Below are 15142 nucleotides of genomic sequence, written 5' to 3' on the forward strand. Positions count from 1 at the left end.
GCTGCGTAACGGTTCGAAACCGAACAAGTGGTACGCTCCTTCTTGATCAAGGGAGACACGCGATATGAAAGAACCAGGCTTAGACGGCCGTCATCGCGACAAGGACGGTGAAATCCAGCAGAAGCGCAGCGATACGCTGAACAAGAACCTTTCGATGCCGATTCCCCAGTTTTCGCCGAATACGACGTTGGGTAAAATGCGCGAGAAGACTGGCAAGGTCAGCGAAGTGGACGTGCGGCGAGCTGCGGCAAAACTGAAGAAGTAAGCCTCAGGCGACGACGCAATGCGGAGTCGCGCTTTAAGCCCTGTGGCGCTGGAGCCTATGCGATCCCTGCGGCGATAGGTCGGGAAGCTGAGGCCGGCAAAACCTAGAACCGTCATCGCCCAGGCCGGTCCCGAGGAACTAGGTTAACCGCCCTCTTCGACCGCTTGCTCTCCCGCCCTTCGCACCACGGGGCGAACAATTCCGCGTCTGCACAATTCCCAAGCCGCTTCGTAGAATACCGGCGACAGCTCTCGAACACGTCCCTCCATGAAGGGTTCATGAGGATGCCGCTGCTGAGCCGCAAGCTGCGCTCCGGTTCGCGCAAAAAGATCGTATCCGTAACCTGCCGCCCGACCATTTCGTAGAAGATCGAGCAGTATTGCAATTGCCTCATCCAAATCCATGTGTCTCTCCAAGCAAACAGGCTCCACGTAATCCGCGTGCCGCTCACGGCGTTCTATCTTCCCGCCACGTTCGGCGACAGGCCCACGTTTTTGATAACTTCGTAGCACTGCCTCTCTGTGCGCTTTGATCCGACCCATTCTCCGTAGATAAAGATGTCCCACAGTTGGATTGCACCATCGGGACCCAATACGGCTTTGAGAAGCCAGCCGCGACCATCAATTTGAGGTGGGCTTTTCGGCGGAGCTGGAAGTGCTGTCGCGGACGAGACCAACGCCTCGCAATAGAGCATCAATAGGTCTTCGTCGTTCAGTTTCTCGATGTCTTGTCCGAGGTTGACACAACGCTTTAAAAGCTCATCGCGCGAAACCGCCCTATTGGCATCCATAAAGAACTCGAATAGGTCGTACGCATTCTCGCAGTGCGCTTTCGTGCGCCGCGGCTCCTTCCCAAAGATGGCGTCGCCGAACTCTCTCCACTCAGCTAACTCAGCATCGGTCATCGGATACTTGAGAAGTGCGGTCTGATTATCATCCGAGACCGCAACTATCAGCTCCTTCTTGTTTTCATCGACGCTCACGGCTGTCACCGTGCCCGCAATGCCCTTGCCTCCGTCGGAGTCGGGGAAAAAATAACTCTCGCCGATTTTTAGGTGTCCCTGAGTGCCGCCGAACGCCTCAGATGGAAGCGAACCATCGAATGTGACCGGAAAATTCAAGTACCGCTGGAAGGAGTCAGCGATCTCGTAAGCGTCAGCGTATTTTTTCCTTGCACGATATGCGTCAGTGACTCGCACCAAACCCGGCCGGCGGAAGTCCGGCATACCGAGGCCGAAAGCGACGCCAGCGGCCGCTGGCGGCTGATCCAGTTCACGATGATAGGCCACGTTGGTTGCAAATATGATCGCCTTCGACCCTGTCTTGTTCTCCTTCTTCTCGAACTGCTCCAAACGCCGCATGGCTGGTTCCACCCAGTCAGGCGTCGTGCCGGTCATCTTCGTCGGGGTATTCACATCGATGAATATCAGACGATCATCCGCCGCTGGTTTGGCGAGAGCGTCGTTCAGGTGAGGGATAAGCCGAGCGAGCGGTTTGCCATCCACCCCACCGTCAGCCTTCGTTTTGCCGAGCAGTCCCGCCACAGATCGCATTTTCGCTTCAACCCAGTATCGCTTGCCGGTCGTGCTGGAAATTGCGGCAAATTCGCAGTGCTTACTTTTGCCGTCGGTCTCATCCTCCAGCGTCAGTTTGAAGCCTGCTTTGATAAGAAAACCCGCTACTAGAAGCTCATAATAAGCTCCTTGAAACTGGCCAATGTCTTTCAGACGTTTGAGCAGGCGTTCTTGCAATTCAACATTGTGTTCTAGTAAATATAAGGCGTAGGCAGTGCCGAGGTACGCGGCGACCACGCCGGTCATTGGAGCCGAAGTAATTTGGCCCGGATTTTTGATCGTCTCTTTTTGATATTCAAACAGGCGCAGCCCCCACTGCATTAATGGGTGTTGCTGCTCAGGGGCTTTTGCAGCTTCAGCTGTGACCCACTCCTTGCCAAGTTTGCCCTTGATGTAATCCATCAGGAAGTCCGGAAATGTCTTCCATTTGGTTGAGAAGTGCACAGTGTTGCCCACGGCAACGATCTGGTGTTGGGCGGCCTTAGCCGCGACAATCGGCTTTCCCTTGCCCTGTTGCTGGCGACGAATGAATTCGGCTGCATTGAATGCCGGCGGCTGTGGGTTTGGCAACGGCCCGGGGAAGCCGCCATACCGACCATGGCAATGCTTGTATTTCTTGCCGCTGCCACATGGGCAGGATTGGTTGCGACCGATCTTGGCCATCAGGTGATTAATTGCGCGGGGCGTTAAAGGCGCTGATGCTAGGGGAGCGTGTAGTTGAGAAGATAAATCGCGGCGCGCGCGATTTCGAGTCCAATCAAGCGGCGTAGCCTCGCCCATGCGTTGTTTCGAGGTCACCGCTGTCAGACGCCGGTCGCCGCGCCGAACGCTTCACCGGCCTCGCCGTGCATCCAACCATTGTATCAACAGAAGTCAGCTTTTGACATCGGTTAGACTAGACACCAAGCCGACGATGCATTGATTTTTTTGATGTTTTTGCGCCAATCGCTCTCCCGCGAGTGGAGAATGTGAAACCCGGCCAGCGGGGCTGACCGGGTCAGGACGCGACAGGCGCAGACGGGTAGTTGATCAGGCTGCGAGTTGTGCGGCTTCCGGTTTGTTGCCCTGCTTCTCACTCAGCATCTCGCGTACCGACCGCTCGATCACCGTCGCCATCTCGCGCCGAAGGCCGAACTTGTCCCAGCTGGCATAGACCGCCGTCACTCCCTTGCGGGTGTGCGCAATACCCCGATCTGTTCGAGCGAGTAGCCTGACTTGTCGAGGATCGTCGTGGCGGTGCGCCGGAGGTCGTGGGGCGCCCATCGCTCCATCTTCAGCCCCTCAACCAAGCGCTGCGCCGCTTCGTGTAACCGGTTGCGGCCAGTCGGTTTGAACAGCCGCACCGTCGGGTCGCTCTGGAGGTGCGGGCGCAGCAGTTCGAGGGCCAAGCCGGTGAGCGGCGCGATGAACGGGCTCCCGGCCTTCATCCGCTCTGCGGACCGCGACCGGTGCGCACCATGCTCGCTCGGCCCGCTCAAGTTGCGAAGCTCGCCGCCGACCATGCCCGGCCGTGCCGCCCTAACGAGGACCAGCCGCAGCGCGGTTTCGGCGTCCCGCGACAACCTGTACGTTTAACTTTTTTCGGGCTCGGCGCGCTCGACCTTGGGCATCGGCGGCGTGCCGCCGCCCGCTACGGTCTTGTGGACGTCGTTCGCGATATCGCGCGCTCTGGCCAGCGACACGTCCGAGTGTCGACCAAACTTAAGCCAAGTAACCTTGCCCGTGCCCTTGTTACGGTAGCCGCCCTGGCAACTCATCAACAGCAAAGGACCGTCCCACGCGCCGCTGACTTCGCTGCACCTTCATGCTTTTGTCGCGAATCTGGAACAGGAAGTCCAGTACATTGCGCGGTTTTCGAAACGCGATCTGGTTCGAGCGAACGGATTTCGCAAGATCTACTTGCGACTCAGTTTCCTGACCACGTCGACCGGGTCAAACCCCAGAATCTTCCCCAACTCGATCAGCTCGATGACATCAATCCTTCGCTGGCCAGATTCCATGTGGGTCACCCAGGACTGGTAGACACCCATCTTTTCAGCCAGGTCGACCTGTCTTAGCCCCGCAGCCTTCCTGTGCTCGACCAGCATGGCGGCGAGCTTCTTCTGCAGCGGTGATGTCACCGTCTTCGGCATCCTGGCCTCCCGAGGGGGCCAGAGACATAAAACGACTTTTCAGATACCGATAAATTCGGTATTATACGGGATCGTCTCCATTTGTTCTGGAGTTTCCAATGGAAAGGCTGATTGTTCCTATGCAGCCCGGCTGCAGCGCGCGCTCTGGCGCAACCCCATCACTATCAGCGGCAACCTCCCCGGAAGCGGTATCCAGAGAGAATGGCAACGTACCGTCGGGGCCGTCGATGAATTCCAGCAGCTCTCTGAGAGTCGAGGCGCTGAACCCTCCAAATGAGCTTCCAGCGGGCCGGACGGTCCTAGCTGAACAGCTTGAGGACGATTTCGCCCTTGTCCAGCTTGACACGACGTTTGTCACGCTGCTGTCGGAGATTTCGGCCTTAGAGCCCGATCACAGTGACGGTCAGGGGTGGCCAGACGCGGAGAGCGCCCGCTCGGGCGAGACCAGTCGGACGCAGAAAATCGAAACGGTCCTGGCTCGCCTGGACCCCGTCGAGCGTGCAATTTTGGCGACACCGGCGCGGACGATCGTAGGTCTGGGCGTAAAGGCTCGCCACGCGGCCTACGTGGTGTCAGAGCATTGGGATGCGCCTATTGAGCAAATTGACTGGGACGCCCGAGCCGTTCGGCTCTTGATTGAAGCGATATGCAAAGCTGCCGGCGTGCGGTTGCCCTTCCCTCATGAAGCAGGCCAATAAACGCGCGCACTCAATGCAACGTATTCAGCATGATACGCTAGCTGAATCGGGCCGGCATCGCGGATTGCTACCTGGGGCACTTTAGAAAACGTTCCGCGTGATTGCCGAGCAACATGGCCGTTTCAGCAGTTCGTCTTGTAATTTCACGCCGATTGTACGATCAGCGACCTAGATTCCAAGAAGAGCCACAATGCGCAATCGACGTCCGCTCGGGGCGACGACCGAGTGATCAATGTTGTTCGTCGTTAGACATTTCTGCATCTTAGCTCACCTGGTCTCCTTGACGCATGCTCAGGCGAGACCAGACTTGGCCTGCAGAACGGCTGCATCGTGAGCGGAATGTCTGATTGATCTCGTGATCGATCGCCTCGGCAACTCTGTTGAGGAAATCTCATGACAGGCAAGACAAGACCAATCTCGATCCGTCTCGCAGCGGGCGACATTGAACAGATTCACGCGCGAGCTCACAGGCTTTCAGCAAACATCAGCGGCGTCGCCCGCGACCTGATCCGCGCGGGGCTTGCCGGCAGCGACAACAAAGCGCTCGCCGATCGATTGATGCGGATCGAGCGCCGGATCGTCGCAGTCGAACAGCAAGGACAGGAGACGCACGCACGGGTCCAATCCGTCGACAAGGCAGCGGGTAACCTGCTTGCGATGTTCGAGGCGCTGTTGAAGGCCCTGACCGGCGAAAGCTCCGGGAGGGCAGCATGACCCGACGTTTGCGGATCATCAGCTTCCTCGCTGCGATGGGCTGCTTTGCGGCCACGGCTGGCATCTCTTATCTCGGCTTCGACCTGTGGCCTCCAGGCGCCACGCTGGCGGACGGCAGCAGCGTTCCGATCGGGCCGGCAGACATTGAAGTCTGCATCCGAGAGCGTGGGCTCGCTTGGCTCGGCGATCGCTCCGGCGACGTCTATTGGCGAACCTGCAGTGACTGGCTTACGCGCTATCAATCTTTGACCGGCTTCGAGCTTCGTTTCTGGAGCGTCATCGGCACCAGTCTTGCGGGGCTGGTGGCGCTGTTCGGCTTTGCGCTCAGCCTTCGGCTGGATACAGTCTCGCTCAAGGTCCTTCGCGGCGCCCGGCTGCAAGCCGGCAGCCGCGGCCTGAGGGCCTTTGCCAGGGCTGCAGCTGCCGAGTGCCAGGTCCACGGCAAGGGCGTTGCGCTCGTGCCGTCCGTCCCACTGGGACGTGAGCGGGAGGCGCGGCATTTCCTGATCGTGGGCAGCGTCGGCGGCGGCAAGACCCAGACCATGCTGCACCTGATCAGCGAAGCCCTCTCCCGCGGGGATGGTCTCCTGGTGCTCGACACGAAGGGCGACATGATGGGCGGCCTCCCCGCCGATGGAGACCCGCTCCTCATTGCCCCCCACGACCGAAGGTCGCTGGTCTGGGACGTGGCAGCAGACTGCAGCATCAAGCAGGACGCCCGCGAGCTCGCCGCCCGCTTCATTCCGCCAAGTTCCGATCCGATGTGGTCGCAGGCCGCGCAGGAGATCTTTGTTGCCTGCATCGTCCATCTGCAGACGACCAGGGGCAAGGATTGGAGCTGGGGCGATCTGGAGCGGGTTGTCACCGCGGATGTCGGTAAGCTTGCAGCCTTCGCCAAAGAGCACAATCCGAATGCGCTGCGGCTGCTCGATCAGCCCGACAGCAAGACCACACTCAGCATCCTGACCACCTTCCAGACCCACATGCGGATCGTCTCGGTCCTGGCCGAAGCGTGGTCTGATCCGTCGGCCCGGCGGTTCTCGATCCGCAGCTGGCTGCATCACCCGCTCCCTTATCGTCCGCTGATCCTGCAGCACGACCCGGGCTATCCAGAGCTGTCGCGGATCTGGATCGGCAGCATGCTCGGCCTGCTCGCCTCGGCCGTGGGAAGCCCGACCCTGACCGAAAGCCGCGAGCGGCGGGTCTGGCTGTTCCTGGATGAATTTCCGCAGCTGCCGCCGATCAAGCAGTTTGCGACCTTCCTCGAGCTCGGCCGCTCCAAGGGAGTCGCGGTCGTGATCGGAGCCCAGGACACGGCCCAGATCCGCGCGGTCTACGGCCAGGACCAGGCCAAGTCCTGGTTCGGCATGACCGGCACCAAGATCATCACCCGGATCAATGCCAGTGAAGCGGCCGAGGACATCAGCCGGCTGATCGGTGAGCAGGAGGTCGAGCGCCGCACGAAGAGCTCAACGCATGCCGGCGGCAAGACCAGCGTCACCGAGAGCACCCAACGCGAGATGCGCCGGGTAATCACGGCATCCGAGCTTGGCTCCCGTCTCGGCCCGACCAAGTACGGCGTGCGGGTCCTGTTCATCGGACTTGGCGAGGACGTCTACGAGCTTGAGCTGCCCTATCTCAAGCTGCGGCAACTGCGGGAGCCGATCCTGCCGGCGGATTGGACCCGCCCCTTCTCTGGGGTGAGGTTCTCGCAACGCGCCGACGGAGAGGCCGATCCAGATCCAACGCCTCCACCTACCCGCCTCAGCAAGGACCTGGCGGCGCAAATCCTCAAGCGGCGGGAGTGAGCCATGGTGGCCTCGATCTCCGCCCGCGGGAACGCCGCGTCAGCCTCCCGATACTACGGCCATCTGCAGCGCGACGACTACTACAGCCGCGATGGGGAGCCGCCCGGCCGTTGGGCCGGCAAGGGGGCCGAACGGCTCAGCCTCGACGGGCCGGTGACGCAGACCGAGTTTGACGCCGCGCTGCGCGGGATCGATCCCAAGACCGGCGAGCGACTGGCGCAACTTGGCGGCCGTGGGCGCGATCATGCGGCCGGTTGGGACATGACCTTCAGCGCTCCCAAATCCGTCTCAGTGCTCTGGGCACTCTCTGAGGCCCCCGAGCGCCAGATGATCGCGCAGGCTCATTGGTCAGCGGTGCTGGCGGCGACGGCTCAATTGGAAGCGACCGCCGGCTGGGCCAGACGTGGCCGGGGCGGCGCCAGCCGAGAGCAGACCGCTGGGCTGCTGATGGCGCAGTTCGATCACCACACCAGCCGCGAATCCGACCCGCAGCTGCACACCCACACCTTCATCTTCAATCTCGCCCCGCGTCGCGACGGCAGCTGGGGCGCGATCGTCAGCCGCGAGCTCTACAAGGCCCAGAAGCAGGCCGGCGCGATCTACCGCCAAGCCATGGCTTTAGAGCTCGAACGGCAAGGCATCCGCCTGGAGCGGCAGAAGGACACGTTCCGCGTGGCGGCCATCCCGCGCCACGTCGAGCGCGCTTTCTCCAAACGGCGCCAGGCCATTGAGGAAGCCGCGAAGGCCCATGGCTACAGCACGGCGAAGGGCATGGAACTGGCGACCCTGCGCACGCGCCGCCCCAAGCGGGATGCCAAGCTCAGCGAACTCACCAACCATTGGCAAGCCGAGGCCAAGGCGCTGGGCTTTGATCTCAGCAGGAGCCGCGCTCACATGCACGCCACCAGCAGCGGCCGCTCTCACACGGGGCTCCCAGGAGGGCGAGCTCAAGCCAGCTCGCCGGTCGCTCAATCCTCGCCGCTGGCAGCTTTGGCAGCAGGTCAGCCTACCCAGCACCACAGCGCGGCTCAACTCGGCTCTCGCCTCGGCCAAGTCCTGCGCGCGTTGGATCAACCGGCCGGCATGTCTGGCGTCAGGATCAAGCTCCGCTACCGCGAGCACGAGCGGGATTGACCGAGAGCCGGGAAGACAAACTGGGCGTTGCTTCCCGGGCCTACAGCGGCTCCTGATCGCGCAACGGGATAGCCGGCTGGAGGGAGGGCCCCTGCCCGCTTCGCAATCGATCCGCAGCTCTCGGGAAGCGATCTGCTAACTTCAAATTTGGATCGCGAGAGCCGACAGTGTTGCGGGGCCCTAAACCGCAGCAAACTCACCATGGATCGAGAGCGAGACCGGCAATTCCGTTCGTATACGCGCCCAAACGCCGGCAAGTGATTGACGAGCCTTGATTTGTCGACCGTCCGGCACGACTGCCGTATTCACTCGGGCCTGGTTGTGTAAACATCGACCAAAGAGAATTTTTTATCTCACCCCAATGAGATAGCCGCGCGCGGCCCGCGAAGCGTCAGCACCACCGGTGCATAGGGTGTGAAAACTCCCTTCCTTCCCTTCCCTGGACTTTCCTTCGATTTCTCGTCGCATGTCACGGCTTACGAAGCCGCGCAATCCCAGCCGCCAAGACGCACAATTCTCGCGGTCGGCATGTCGATTCGGCCGCAGTCGCACCACCGACCAATTGCATTCCGATTGCAAAGGGCACGTGGACTTTTTGCAGAAGAGCCGAGGCCGGAATATGCCGCCACCGTTCCACGAAACGGAGATTATCTCTGCAGTCCTGGCGCAGATCGACTGCAACTTGTGGCGATGAATCGATGCCGGGAATTGTCAGCCCGATGACGTCGTGCGCCGACCATGTCGCGCGGCCATAGCTCAAAGCTGAGTCAATTTGCGCGCCGCATGTGGCGTATTTGGCTGCCGTTGTGCGGAGGGCGGCCAACAAACGATCTCTCAATTTGCAATGCGCTCTCATGCAGCGAAGTGCCTGCAGTTCCGCCGCCACATGGGACACCGTGGGCGAGATTGCAGCATTCAAGCCGCTGGAATCTGACAATCTCGCTGGATTGAATGACCGGCTTAAACCAAAAAGGTCGGACGAGCTAGTCCGTCCGCTTGGCAGTCGTAGCGATGATTTGTCGTCGAACTGCGTGCTTTTGCGAGCCGGGCCGAAGGCCCGGCGAGCACTCGACGCGTGCACGCGTCAGCGTCGCCGATCTCGCTAGCGGGATCAGCGACGGCGTTCAACTGTGTTGAGAGCGACCGCGCAACCGGTGTCACCCGGTTGCGCAGTTCGTGTTCAGTTGGCGCGTTCCATCAGTCGCCTGGCCTTGCCTTCGAGCTCCAGCCTAACGTCCTGATGCGCCTTGCCGCGCGCAACGGCCGTGATGCCCTGCACAAAGTCAAAGATGGTCTCTGGCTTGCGGTTCTCTTCACCCAAGACCGCCTCAATGACCTTCGACGTTTCGGCTTTGGACAAACCGCTCTTGCGCAGAAAACTCTCCCGGTCCTCATCTGTGCGGGCGATGATCCGCTGTCTTGCGGCCGCAATGCCGGCGACGAATGGCGCGGGCGAGGAGTTGGCAAAGTTCGTCAGCGCTGGTGCAGCTTTGTGGGCAAACCGTTGCGCGGCAAACTTCGAATGCCGGATCGTGATCTGCTCGAAATTCTCCACGCCCCACAGATTGCGGTTCATGCAGACGGCGCGGAGATAGAAGCTCGCAATGCCGAGCGTCTTGCTGCCGACCTCGGAGTTCCAGCAATAGAAGCCCCGGAAATAGACATCCGGCGAGCCGTCCGGCAGCCGCCCCGCCTCGATTGGATTGGTATCATCCACCAAAAACAGGAACACGTCGCGATCACTGGCATAGAGCGTGGTCGTGTCCTTGGTCACGTCCACGAACGGATTATGAGTCATGGTTGCCCAGTCCAGCACGCCCGGAACTTTCCATCGTGTGTCACCGGCGCCGTTGCCTGCGATCTGCATGACGGCGGCCACCAGTTCGTGATCCCATATACGGCCGTAGTCCGGCCCGGTGACGGCGCGGAGCTCGACCCGGCCGCTGTCGGCTTCCAGGGTCTTGATCAGTTCGGCGCGGTGCGACAGCAACCCATGTTGCAGATTGATAGCTGACAAGGCTGCAGGCAGCTGCCGCAGATAGGCGCTTGGCGCGCCAACCAGCGTGCAGAGCTGCCCAAAGCTCCAATGCGTCGGCGCCACCGGTTCGTCACGACCGGGAACGATCAGGGCCAGCCGCTCGGCGTTCTCTCGGGCAGCTTCCACGCGAATGGACCCGCTTTCGACGGTGCGGGCCTGTGCGCACTCTGCCCGGCTGCGCACGGCATCATAGAGGTCCGGCAGGTTGAGGTAGCGCTCGTCACCGGGACGGGCAAACCACTCCGACGACACCCGGCCGATCCGCTGGCCGCGCGAGATGTCCACCCGGAATCCGCCCGAAACCTTTTGTCCGCCGTGCTGAGAAACCGTTACGTTCATCGTCATCTCCTGTCAGGTTGAAGCGCAGCGCTGCGCTGCAACCCTGCCCGTCGGCGAGACCTGGGGTAGCAAGGGCAAGGGCGGCCGGAGTGGAGGGGGATCGCCCGCCTGACAAGGGCGCGCGAGATCCGCGCGCGTCTGCACGCGCCGTTCCAGTGCGAGACTCTTGCAATCGATGAGAGGCGCGGAAGACCGGGGAGACCGCTCCGGCGGGCACGTTGTGGTGCTTCACCCTTGCCCGCGCGAGGGCGGAGCCCTTAGCAATCCCTCTTCAAAAAAGAGTCTTGGCCTTCCTTCCAGACAACGATGAACATGCAAAAGCCCCGCCTCCTTCGGAGGCGGGGGCAGATGATCCAGCGTTGGATCAGTCGCCGTTGCGGCGCGACCAGATCAGGGTGAAGCCGTCTTCGCCCTCGACCTTGACTAGCGAGGCATAGATCGGCGCCGGGAAGCTTGGATCGTCGAGCTTGACCGAGAGATATTCCCGATCGCTGTCGCGGGCGGTCTTCTTCCAGGCCGCGCCGAACTCGATGCTGCCTGCCCAGATGCGGTAGTCCGGCGCCTTGTCGTTGTCCTTTTCGGTCGCGACGAGCTTCGCCTTGATGTTGAGCGTCAGCGTCTTGATCGAGCCGGTGTAGCCGTTGTCCGATGCGGTGAAGGTGCCGATGGTTGCCATGGTGGTCTCCGTCTGTTTGTTCGGGCCGCGCCCATCGCGGCCTCGATGGCGGTCCTTGGCCCGGGGAGCGATCGGCCCGCAGCCGTCAGGCCCGCAGCGCTAGTGGAGGACGGTGAGAGCCGGCTTTTTTGACTTGTCGCGAGGAATGCCGCCGCTTGGCGGCAGGGGAAAAAAGCCGGCATAGCCGTTGCGGGAAGGCGATCGAGGCTTTGGCCGGCCCTCGGGCCTGATCAGCCCATTCGAGGTCGCGTCGGACGCGGCGTCACCGACACACGGACGCGAGACAACCATGACGACCGGACCTGACGCCGCACGCGGACACGACCAAAGCTGCAGCGGTCGAAGGATTCAGACACACGCGAAGCCACAGCCAAGATGTCGCATCCAAGCCAACGCAAGCCAGACTGTTCGGGTGGCTACCAGCCGGATTGCAGAGGACCCGATGTTGCCTGCGCAACCGATCGTGTCGCATAGTTCATGGCAATGCCGCCGGCCCAACCGACGATATCATCGCTGGTCGAGACGGACGGCTGCCGATTTGGATATCCGCCCACGCGCCGTCGACGGCTGGTTCGGACCTCGCGTTCCCACGTCACACGAGGTTGGGTGATTGCGTTACGCCGTCACTGATCTTGCGTGACACCGTCACGACAACCGATCGGCCGCGCGCCGGTCAGGCGCGCGGCCGAATCTCAATACAGCGCCGGTCTGATCTTGAGGCGTTTCACCTACACGCTTCTGATCCGGTTTGGGCGTCCGCAACAGCGCCGGCAGCCAACCGGTCGCAGCCAATAACTGCTCGGCAGCATCCGCCATGTCGCGCTTTTTCATATCCGCGATCCGCTCGGCGGCCTCGGCGCCCGCCCCTTCCCGCACGGCGTCCATAATACGAGCCTTGGTGACACGGCCGAGATAGCTGCGCGCCGTTGGCCGCCAATATCCGATCATGTCCAATTCAACCGCTTGCGCCAGCCGGTCGGCTGTGGCCAGCACGTGTGGCCGCCGCTCCCATGGCAGCTTGACCGCATTGACGGTGAACGCCGCGCAATGCGCGAACAGGACCATGCGGCTGTCGTGATCGAGATCGACGACGAAGGTCCACAGGCCGGCAACGTCGCGCGGCAGCTGCCTTGCCCAATTGGCATGGCGGTCCGCCCACACCTTCCCGGGCGCGGTATCCTCGATTCCATCAGCATGTGATGCCAGATCGGTCCTGACCGGCTGAATGCCGACCACATGCGCATTGGCGCCGACGTAGAAGATTTGCGCGGCGAGCGCGTGGGTCACGGCGACAATGGCGATGTTCGGATGTTCGCTCAAATTGAGCCGCAGCCCCAAGGTGCGGTAAGCTGTGAGGTCGCGGACAAGCAGGTCCGACAATGGACAATCCTCCTCCTCGTCGTCGGTCGCGCTCTCCTCACCCTCCTCCCCACCCTCAGCAGCTTCGCCATCTGCGCCGTCGGCCTCCAGCAGCTCCGAGGCCTCGCCGGCCTGCTCCGGCTGCGATCGCGGCTTGTCATCCTCAGGCCGGATGAAGCCGCGTTCGATGCGAAGGTCACCGTCATGGCCGAGGATGACAAAGGCGCCGCCACGGACGACATCATCGGGGTCGTAAGCGTGCCGTTTAGCCTCCAGCCGGTCGATCTCCGCCTCAAGCTCGCAGAACCTGACATCCACATGATTGGGAATTTCGTCGACCGTCTGATGCCATTCGGATAGCTGCGCGACCTCGTTCCGCGCTGCCTCCAGTGCCGCCTCATCTTCCGCCGACAGCTCGACCTGATGCGGGTAGACCCGCCGCAAGCCATGGGCATGCGGGAAATCCAGATGGGGCTCCGTCCACTTCCAGCCCTCCGCCGTCCGTAGCGCATCGGCTTCACGGCCAAGCTTGGCCTTCACCAGAAGATCGAGCAATGCCACATCTTCCAGATAACCGCCGCGATCCTCGGTAAAGAGGTCCCGCAGGACGGTCCCGCCCGTCTCCACATAAGCTTCGATGCCGACAAAGCGAACGCGCCGATCGGTGGCCGGGACATGGGTTTCGGTTAACAGGCGGCGGATGGTGCTGGCGTCGCGATGATAGGACAGCCGGTCAAACACGGCCTCCTGCCGCGCATGATCCTCGGTGAGAGCAAACGCCATCAGCTGTTCAAGGGTGAGTTCACCATTGCGATAGACCTGCATCAGCCTTGGTGAGACGGCGGCGAGCCGCAGCCGCTGCCGCACCACTTGAGCGGTCACGCCAAAGCGGGCCGCGATCTCCTCGGCGCCAAACCCGCGTTCGTCGGCGAGCCTCTTGAACGCCTCGAACTGGTCCGCGGGATGCATGTTCTCTCGGGTGACGTTCTCGTCGAGGCTGATCTCGTGGGCATCGTTGGCAGTGTCAACGATGCAGCGGATCGGTTCGGTCTTCTTGATCTCTTTCCGCTTCACGCGCAGGAGCTGGGCCAAGCGCCTGCCCTCGCCGACGGTCACGAGATAGAACCCGGTCGCAGCCCCCTCTCCATCCAACTCCGGCTCGACAACCAGATTTTGCAGGATACCCTTGGCGGCAATGCTCGCCACCAGGGCTTCGATCGCCGCCTCGCTGTGCGGCGTCTTGCGGGCGTTCCTCGGGGACTTCTTGAGCTTGTTGAGTGGGATGAAAATCTCCGTCCCGCTCTCCACAATGGTCTCGACTGATTTGGCCGACATGATTGATCTCCCTTGTCTTCCCTGATGGGCGCAAAGCGCGCGCACTCCGCGCCTGCGCCCCTGCCCGTCGGCGAGACCGGGGGTAGCAAGTGCCAAGGCGACCCGAGCGGAGGGGGATCACCCGCCTGGAGGGCCGATCGCTAGAAGCGGGTCTGCACAAGCGCATGACTGGCCGCGACGATTCAGGACGTGAGGGAGCGCGGAAGACCGGGGAGACCGCTCGGGTCGGCGCCGGCTTGCCGGCGCTTCACCCTGGTGCGCGCGAGGGGCGGCGCCCCATAGGCCTTCAACAGAGAAAAGAAGCGTATGGGCGGAGCGCCAGCGGAGACCACTCGCGGGTCGCAAGACCGGTTAAGAGGGCAGCCGTAGGAGCGTCAGCATAGCGCCGCCGAAGGCGGGACGCGGGACCGACTGCCCCCGGCGAACGACTCGAGAGCATCGCGAAGTGTTAGAATCAATTTTGCATTTATGATTTTATGGTATCGTCTCGTTGTTGAGCATGTCGATGCACGGCGTGCGCACGTTCACTGAGCGAAAGTCTCATAGAGGACGACATGGCCAAGAAAGTGAAGAAGGCAAAGAAGACCGCCAAGGCAGCCACCAAGAAGGTGGCTAAGAAGACTGCAAAGAAAAAGAAGTAGTCGCATCCACGACTGAGAGATTGCGACTCCGGGCCATATCCTGGACGCAAAAGCGAAACCCCTCCAATGGGATCTGAAACGCCCTTTGCAGCGGTACGGTTTCGCGAAAACTTAAGAAAGGCCGGACCTTTGTGCAGGTGGCTACTGCACAAAGGTCCGGTTTTTCGTTTCTGCCCCGAAGGGCATGATCCGCCCTTGCGCAAAGGATCGATGCCGCCAGGCCGCGACGCTCTTGCGGCGCGGTTCACGAGAGCCTGGTCCGCGGAATGCGGACGCGCCCTTATCGAGATCTAATTTACTGCAACCATCGCAGCATCTGTAATCCCTGAAGGCAGCGGATACTCCATCTTCCCAATCTGATCTGAATGCCACACAAACCGAGCGTCTTCGCTCAGGGCGGTCCAAAAACTACGGTTGAAATCTACGGGGT

13 protein-coding genes and 1 pseudogene are annotated in these 15142 nt (G+C 61.5%); 5 read left to right on the plus strand and 9 right to left on the minus strand.

Features of this window, described 5'->3' with window-relative positions; genetic code table 11:
* Positions 1-64 precede the first annotated feature (64 nt).
* Positions 65-265: a hypothetical protein gene (locus tag QW861_RS10425; RefSeq protein ID WP_316193012.1), complete on the plus strand. Its 201-nt coding sequence runs from the start codon at positions 65-67 to the stop codon at positions 263-265.
* Between the two features lie 143 nt (positions 266-408).
* On the opposite strand, the gene QW861_RS10430 is transcribed toward QW861_RS10425, so the two are convergent.
* The 6 genes and pseudogenes from QW861_RS10430 to QW861_RS10455 form a co-directional block, all read right to left on the minus strand.
* The gene (locus QW861_RS10430; protein WP_316193013.1) at positions 409-669 is read right to left on the minus strand and encodes a hypothetical protein; all 261 of its coding nucleotides are present in this window, start codon (positions 667-669) and stop codon (positions 409-411) included.
* Between the two features lie 1757 nt (positions 670-2426).
* Positions 2427-2495 (minus strand): annotated as a pseudogene (locus QW861_RS33995) (SEC-C metal-binding domain-containing protein); the annotation flags it as partial.
* A gap of 372 nt (positions 2496-2867) precedes the next feature.
* On the minus strand, positions 2868-3002 hold the full coding sequence (locus tag QW861_RS10440; RefSeq protein WP_316193015.1) for a hypothetical protein: 135 nt from the start codon (positions 3000-3002) through the stop codon (positions 2868-2870).
* The gene (locus QW861_RS10445; protein ID WP_316193016.1) at positions 2999-3265 is read right to left on the minus strand and encodes a hypothetical protein; all 267 of its coding nucleotides are present in this window, start codon (positions 3263-3265) and stop codon (positions 2999-3001) included. Before QW861_RS10445 ends, QW861_RS10440 begins: the two co-directional genes overlap by 4 nt.
* Before the next feature lie 144 nt (positions 3266-3409).
* A complete protein-coding gene (locus tag QW861_RS10450) occupies positions 3410-3604 on the minus strand; it encodes a hypothetical protein (protein ID WP_316193017.1) in 195 nt (64 codons plus the stop codon).
* Positions 3605-3733: 129 nt separating this feature from the next.
* A complete protein-coding gene (locus QW861_RS10455; protein WP_315763760.1) occupies positions 3734-3970 on the minus strand; it encodes a helix-turn-helix transcriptional regulator in 237 nt (78 codons plus the stop codon).
* A gap of 98 nt (positions 3971-4068) precedes the next feature.
* Here QW861_RS10455 and QW861_RS10460 point away from each other — a divergent pair, with 98 nt between their 5' ends.
* The 4 genes from QW861_RS10460 to mobF all read left to right on the plus strand — a co-directional run bounded on the left by QW861_RS10460 (position 4069) and on the right by mobF (position 8324).
* Complete coding sequence (locus QW861_RS10460) at positions 4069-4668, plus strand: hypothetical protein (protein WP_316193018.1); 600 nt, start codon at positions 4069-4071, stop codon at positions 4666-4668.
* Positions 4669-5061: 393 nt separating this feature from the next.
* On the plus strand, positions 5062-5382 hold the full coding sequence (locus QW861_RS10465) for a hypothetical protein (RefSeq protein WP_316193019.1): 321 nt from the start codon (positions 5062-5064) through the stop codon (positions 5380-5382).
* A complete protein-coding gene (locus QW861_RS10470) occupies positions 5379-7190 on the plus strand; it encodes a type IV secretion system DNA-binding domain-containing protein (RefSeq protein ID WP_316193020.1) in 1812 nt (603 codons plus the stop codon). Before QW861_RS10465 ends, QW861_RS10470 begins: the two co-directional genes overlap by 4 nt.
* A gap of 3 nt (positions 7191-7193) precedes the next feature.
* Entirely contained in the window at positions 7194-8324 is a 1131-nt protein-coding gene (gene mobF, locus QW861_RS10475; protein WP_316193021.1) for a MobF family relaxase, read from the plus strand.
* A gap of 1180 nt (positions 8325-9504) precedes the next feature.
* Here mobF and QW861_RS10480 read toward each other — a convergent pair.
* The 3 genes from QW861_RS10480 to QW861_RS10490 form a co-directional block, all read right to left on the minus strand.
* Positions 9505-10701, minus strand: coding sequence for a DUF932 domain-containing protein (locus QW861_RS10480; protein ID WP_316193022.1), 1197 nt, complete (start codon positions 10699-10701; stop codon positions 9505-9507).
* 364 nt (positions 10702-11065) lie between these two features.
* Positions 11066-11377, minus strand: coding sequence for a DUF736 domain-containing protein (locus tag QW861_RS10485; RefSeq protein ID WP_316193023.1), 312 nt, complete (start codon positions 11375-11377; stop codon positions 11066-11068).
* A 645-nt stretch (positions 11378-12022) separates the two neighbouring features.
* Entirely contained in the window at positions 12023-14071 is a 2049-nt protein-coding gene (locus tag QW861_RS10490) for a ParB/RepB/Spo0J family partition protein (RefSeq protein WP_316193024.1), read from the minus strand.
* Between the last annotated feature and the right edge of the window lie 1071 nt (positions 14072-15142).

It is taken from the genome of Bradyrhizobium sp. SZCCHNRI1029, assembly GCF_032487555.1.
In the GTDB taxonomy this organism is placed as follows: domain Bacteria; phylum Pseudomonadota; class Alphaproteobacteria; order Rhizobiales; family Xanthobacteraceae; genus Bradyrhizobium.